The 5356-nt window shown below is 58.2% G+C and carries 10 protein-coding genes; 3 read left to right on the top strand and 7 right to left on the bottom strand.

Annotated features, from left to right (window positions below):
• Window positions 1-121: 121 nt before the first annotated feature.
• From AC6FTP_RS25280 to AC6FTP_RS25260, 5 genes are all read right to left on the bottom strand, one after another.
• Window positions 122-460, bottom strand: a complete 339-nt coding sequence (locus tag AC6FTP_RS25280) for a hypothetical protein (protein ID WP_497209677.1) — start codon at window positions 458-460, stop codon at window positions 122-124.
• 100 nt (window positions 461-560) lie between these two features.
• The gene (locus tag AC6FTP_RS25275; protein WP_497209676.1) at window positions 561-860 is read right to left on the bottom strand and encodes a type II toxin-antitoxin system RelE/ParE family toxin; all 300 of its coding nucleotides are present in this window, start codon (window positions 858-860) and stop codon (window positions 561-563) included.
• Window positions 857-1087 (bottom strand): addiction module protein, encoded by a 231-nt coding sequence (locus AC6FTP_RS25270; protein WP_497209675.1) that lies wholly within the window; start codon window positions 1085-1087, stop codon window positions 857-859. Before AC6FTP_RS25270 ends, AC6FTP_RS25275 begins: the two co-directional genes overlap by 4 nt.
• A 313-nt stretch (window positions 1088-1400) precedes the next feature.
• On the bottom strand, window positions 1401-1883 hold the full coding sequence (locus AC6FTP_RS25265; RefSeq protein WP_497209674.1) for a hypothetical protein: 483 nt from the start codon (window positions 1881-1883) through the stop codon (window positions 1401-1403).
• Between the two features lie 178 nt (window positions 1884-2061).
• A complete protein-coding gene (locus tag AC6FTP_RS25260; protein ID WP_497209673.1) occupies window positions 2062-2334 on the bottom strand; it encodes a hypothetical protein in 273 nt (90 codons plus the stop codon).
• Window positions 2335-2355: 21 nt separating this feature from the next.
• On the opposite strand from AC6FTP_RS25260, the gene AC6FTP_RS25255 reads away from it, so the two are divergent.
• The 3 genes from AC6FTP_RS25255 to AC6FTP_RS25245 all read left to right on the top strand — a co-directional run bounded on the left by AC6FTP_RS25255 (window position 2356) and on the right by AC6FTP_RS25245 (window position 4507).
• Entirely contained in the window at window positions 2356-3030 is a 675-nt protein-coding gene (locus AC6FTP_RS25255) for a hypothetical protein (RefSeq protein WP_497209672.1), read from the top strand.
• Window positions 3031-3873: 843 nt separating this feature from the next.
• A complete protein-coding gene (locus AC6FTP_RS25250) occupies window positions 3874-4107 on the top strand; it encodes a hypothetical protein (RefSeq protein WP_497209671.1) in 234 nt (77 codons plus the stop codon).
• Window positions 4094-4507 carry a type II toxin-antitoxin system VapC family toxin gene (locus tag AC6FTP_RS25245; protein WP_497209670.1) on the top strand — a complete coding sequence of 138 codons (414 nt, stop codon included), beginning with the start codon at window positions 4094-4096 and terminating at the stop codon, window positions 4505-4507. Before AC6FTP_RS25250 ends, AC6FTP_RS25245 begins: the two co-directional genes overlap by 14 nt.
• 31 nt (window positions 4508-4538) lie before the next feature.
• On the opposite strand, the gene AC6FTP_RS25240 is transcribed toward AC6FTP_RS25245, so the two are convergent.
• Window positions 4539-4886 carry a hypothetical protein gene (locus AC6FTP_RS25240; RefSeq protein ID WP_497209669.1) on the bottom strand — a complete coding sequence of 116 codons (348 nt, stop codon included), beginning with the start codon at window positions 4884-4886 and terminating at the stop codon, window positions 4539-4541.
• A gap of 280 nt (window positions 4887-5166) precedes the next feature.
• A partial coding sequence (locus AC6FTP_RS25235; RefSeq protein WP_497209668.1) for a hypothetical protein occupies window positions 5167-5356 on the bottom strand: 190 nt, incomplete at its 5' end.

Below are 5356 nucleotides of genomic sequence, written 5' to 3'. Positions count from 1 at the left end.
TGCGCACACGACCGCGTGCGTCCCGTTTCAAAATCGTGATTTGGTTGTCCATAACGTGGGACATCCCTGACTCCCCACGCGCCCCGTTCCAACCGCGTTCCTATGGGCGTTACGGTGACGCTTACATCGCTTCGCTTTCCGATGCAGATGGAATGTTTGAGATAGCAGAAGCGGATGTAACTCGATTCGATGACCATTGTAGGCACTGTAGCGGCAGAAGAATCACAAGTGCCAAGCAAGCTAAGGCTAGCGATACAAAAGCTAAATGTGATGAAAACAATGCACTAGCTGGAGGAGTCTCATTTTTAGCCTTCAAGTGCTGCTCCATAAACTTTAGGTGCTTTTGTATGGCTAAAGCGTCTTTGGGATCGTGAAGAAAATTGATCTTGGGCAAGTCGCTTGGATCAGCATTAAGTGACGATAAATCATCGTTTCGTGGCACACCGTTGTCTCTATTCATGGCGTAAATCTGGCTCTCATGATTCCAAACTTAGCCGTCACATCGATGAAGTCTCCCAAATTATGGCCAACTGTCTGTCCCTCTTTTGAGGTTTCGCTTCCTAAAGTTCGGTGAATGAGCCGCGATAGGCTTCCGGGTGTCTCGCGCTGTGCAGCAGGGCTCCAAAGTAGAGCACGTCGTCCTCGACCAAATAATAGATGATGTAAGGGAAGCGGGGAACGAGGCAGCGACGCACACGCCCATCAAACACGCGCCAGCGCAGTGGGTCCGCCTGAATCTCCAAAGCCGCGTTTTCGACGGTCTGCACGAAGCGCCGACCCAGCGCCTTGTCCTCGCCGCTGTAGCGCCCGGTCACGCAGCACAGCTCCGCCTGGAATTGTTCCGAATAGACGATTTTCATGCAGCCAGGGCCTTGGCGGCGGCAAAGACCTCGTCGTGGCTCAAGCCCTTTTCACGCCCGGCTTTGAAGGCCTCGAAACGTCTCTCGACTTCGGCGGAGATCGTGGCGTCGTTTTCCCACTGGGCGGGCAAGTCGGCATCCACCGTTTCCCAGATGATTTCAGCCAAAAAACGCCGCTCTTCAGTGGGGAGACGCGCGACTTGAGCAAAGAGTTCTTGGGTTGCCATGATGGAGGAAGATAACGGACCGCTTCTACAAAGCCAAGCGTGGATTTTGCTGCGAACGCATAGGCTGGGGTCAGTGCAACTGACTAACAAATCACGCACCTTGCCCATCGCATTCAGGAGCCCATGCTCCGTCTCTCCAGGCACCTTCGCTCGCGGCGCTTTGTCCAGCCCGGTCTTCCCGGACGACCGACGGCGGTCAGGGCTCCTCCGAGCCATTCTGCTGCCCCCATTCTTTTGCCATCCAGCCACACGACCTCTCCTCCGGGCCATCCAAGCGAAAGCAGTCGAACCGCCCTGAAGCCCAAGGCAATGCTCAATCCGGTGGAGGAACCTGAACCTGCGCCAAGCCACCCAAGAAGAAGAGGGTGCCCCACCATGCTTTTTCTCCTGCGGTGAGGCGTCGCCTACTATCGAAGCCCGTGGCTTTTTTCGCCTCGCCAGTGAGGACACCCGGCTCCCAGCCGCGCACGGCGTGCTTTGGCACGAACAGGCGTTTGCCATCGCGCTGGTCCGTGAACCAGGTCCCGTCACGGTCGGTGCGCGGACGTTCGGCTCCGTAGCCCGTGGGGACATAAGTCGGCGGTGGGCTGGCGACCTGCTGCCAGAGGTGGAGGCTGTTCCAATCGGCATCTGGCTTCTTTCCAGTGCTGCATGAGGCGCAAAGCAGCGCAGCCAGCAACCAGCAGGCTCCACGGCTGAAAGCCAACCAGGTGCGAGACGGACTCCTGACGGTGCCTGGCAAAACGTTTCCAGCAGGCAGGCGAGCAACTCCGGAAAGAAGATCGTGGGTGGTCATGATGGCCTTCTGTAACCCAAGTCGGTTGGGGCGCGAACGGTCTTTGGGCGGCCAGGGGCAGCCAACGAATGGGCAAAGTGTCTGTCCCTCCATCAAGGATTCCTACAGGTCGGTGAATGAGCCGCGATAGGCTTCCGGGTGTCTTGCGCTGTGCAGCAGGGCTCCCAAGTAGAGCACCTCATCCCTCGACCCAAGAGCCGATGATGCCAGGGAAGCGAGGAACGAGGCAGCGACGCACGCGCCCATCAAACACACGCCAGCGCAGTGGGTCTGCCTGAATCTCTAAAGCCGCGTTTTCGACGGTCTGCACGAAGCGCCAACCGAGCGACTTGTCCTCTATTGAGGTGTCCGCCCGTGACAGCCGAATGAAAGCAAGAGGCCGCCCACTTGAAGCGCGGTCGTCCGCCGCCGCGAGGTGGATGGCAGGGCAGGCTTGCACTATCTTCGTCAACCTGCCAGCTTCTTTGAGTTCATGCGCACAATCGCCAACGCCGAAATCATTTTGCCGCACGCCAAGATGGGAACACGGGTCGCCCCAATGGCCCTGCCTGTCGAGGTTCGGTGGATTCAGCACCTGTCGGAATGGGCTTTTGTGGAAGAATGGCAGAGGCAGCTCCGAAAAAGCAGCAGCCCGAGAGCAAACGATTCCGTCGAATACGCCCTGCAGGCCAGACGGCGCTGGAAATTCGTCCGCGAACAAGGTTTCGCTCCTCCCAGTCTGCGCGAATTCGAAGACGACATCCAGCGTGAGCCTCGTGCAGACCTTGGGTTTGCCCTCTCACTGGCAAACCCCATCCATACCGGTCACGAACATGCCTTTGGTTTTGTCTTCGTTCGCAGGACATTCTGCAATCATCTGTTTCTTGAGTTCCTCGCCGCGAGTCCCTCCACAGAAGAAACCATCATAGGTGTTGGTACGCAGCTTATGTTGACGCTCGCGCTTTTGGCCCGGCGTTGGAGATCGGCGGAGCTTTGGGGCGAATGCACCCTCGTCTCGACGAGCTTCTATTCCGGCCTGCTGAAGAAAGCACGGGAGGCTCAGCAACAGGGAGCTGCCACGCCGTTCGCGGATCGTTTCGTTTTTGACCTGTCGGACATGGAAGCCCTGCTCCAACGACCGAAAGCTCCGCTTCTGGTGTCGGAGTGACTGCCTGAAACTGGAATTGACCCTCATTGCCTGAAGCACTACTCTCCGCCCATGAACGAAATGGCCCAACTCTCCGATCTTTTTTCCGCAGAGGATGGACTGAATTTTAACACCGGCCGCGCCGCCAGAATGGCCTCCGCCGGGAAAACGGCTTCAAAGCCTCCCATGCCCATGCGGAAAGTTCGTGAGACAGTTCGAGTGAAGAAGGCACGCCAAGTGTTGGTGCGGGCAAAGTCAGTCGCCTGATGGGGCCTGGCAATGACAGAGACAAAGACAATGCGTCTCTCCTTGATTGAGGCTTGCTACAGGTCGGTGAATGAGTCGCGATAGGCTTCTGGGTGTCTCGCGCTGTGCAGCAGGGCTCCCAAGTAGAGCACCTCATCCTCGACCAAAGAGCGATGATGCCAGGGAAGCGAGGAACGAGGCAGCGACGCACGCGCCCATCAAACACCCGCCAGCGCAGAGGGTCTGCCTGAATCTCCAAAGCCTCGGTCTCACCACGGAATTCTCAGGGCCACAGGCCCGCTCGATACCAGCCTGGGCCAATGGCCCAGGGAACCAGCACGACGACCGCCCGGTAAGTAGAGGGCTGAAAGCCCGACTTATGCTCCTAGCACCTCGTGCATGGCTCGGGCCTTCAGCCCTCGGTCATGGCAGATTTGAGGTGGCTCGGCACCTGGGGCTGATCGCCCCAGGCTGGTATGAATCGCGCCGTTGGCGCTCAATCAACTGCCTATTTAGAAGAGCCAAGTGTCTGTCCCTCTATTAAGACACGCGATTGAGAGGGTCGTGCTCCCCGTCTCCATCCTTGCCAAAGACCCACGAGAGCAGCATCCTAACCACATGAATCCGCAAATCGCAGCAGCACTCACCCCCGAGCCGTCGAAGGGGCTGCTGGCGCAGTCGTTGACGTTGGCCGCCAACGCTGAGGCGACGGATGAGAGCTGGTTGAGCACCTTTGGCTGGGCGAAGAATAATCCTGACTATGACGCCGCCATGAAACTCGGCGAGCAGTGGAGGCAGGACGTGAACCGCCAGTCGTTGGATGAGATGAATCGTCGCGATGGTCATTCTTGATACCAATCACTATTCCGAGCTGGATCGCGGTTCGTCGGCTGGAGCACTGCTTCGTGAACGTCTCCTCAGTCGCGGCGAGCAACCCTGGCTGACGGTGATGACTGCCGAGGAAGTCCTGCGGGGTCGGCTGGCCCAGGTCTCCGCCGACAAAGATCGTCTGCTCATCCATTACGATCTCTTTCTCACCGGCCTGCTCACTCTCGCCAAGTGGCGGTTCCTGCCCTGGACACAAGCCGCGCAGGAGACCTTCGACATGCTGCACTTCCAGCGCGTGCGCATCGGCACCATGGATCTGCGCATCGCCAGCCTCGCCGTGACTCACGAGACTCTGCTGCTCTCCCGCAACTTGGTCGATTTTCAAAAGGTGCCAGGACTGCGGGTGGAGAACTGGCTGGATTGATACCTTGGATACACAGCCAAGACACGCGGCCTCACTTCGGCCGTTTCGACTTGTCCTTGCCCTGGTGAAGGTTGGCGATGGCTGCGTTGATCTTCTGTTCCATCTTGTCCTTGTTGCCGGCTTTCAGCTCCTTGATGGCCTCGTCGATTTTGTCGATCACGTCTTCTTTGTCTCCACCCTTGTTTCCTTTGTTGGCCTTGCTGATGCGGTTTTTGGCGGACTCCAGCAATGGCATGGGGTCGGCGGCTTTCTTGGCGGCCTGGAGTTCGTCGAGGGCTTTGCGCTGTTGCGGCAGATCGGCGTGGAGAGGCGTGGCGGAGATGCCCAGTATGAGCATGACGAATGAAGCGTGGAGCAAGATGCGGAGGCGTTGTTTCATGGCAGTGGATGGGTTCGATCAGGCGCACATGGAAGGAGCATTCTCTCACCGGAGGAATGCTCCTGCACCCGATGTCGGTGTGCTCATGACGAGGATATCGTCGTCGTTCTTTCGCCCATTCCCTTCCGCCCAAAACGATAAGATTCCAAGCATGCAGGTGAATGGCACTCGGTTAAGGCGGAAGATCGTCCCGGCATCGGGTGCGGACGCACCACTCCATGAAAAAGCGGCCCAACTTTCGTCGGGCCGCATTCGTGTGTGTGCGGTTTCGCTCTGTCGGCTAGTAGGTGCGGGTGGTCTGGGTTTCCACGGTGGCAGAGAGCGGGACGAGTGAGGTCGGTGAACTGACCGTGGTTTCTTCGGTCGTGGTCGTGGTGGTGCTGCCGCGGTTGTGGCGATGATCTTCATCATCGTCGTCATCGTGGTCGTAGCTCTCGCAGTTGGAGAGGCAGATCAGGCTGGCACCTGCC

It is taken from the genome of Prosthecobacter sp. (genome assembly GCF_044378005.1).
In the GTDB taxonomy this organism is placed as follows: Bacteria; Verrucomicrobiota; Verrucomicrobiia; order Verrucomicrobiales; family Verrucomicrobiaceae; genus Prosthecobacter.
This window is presented reverse-complemented; position numbering and strand designations above follow the sequence as displayed.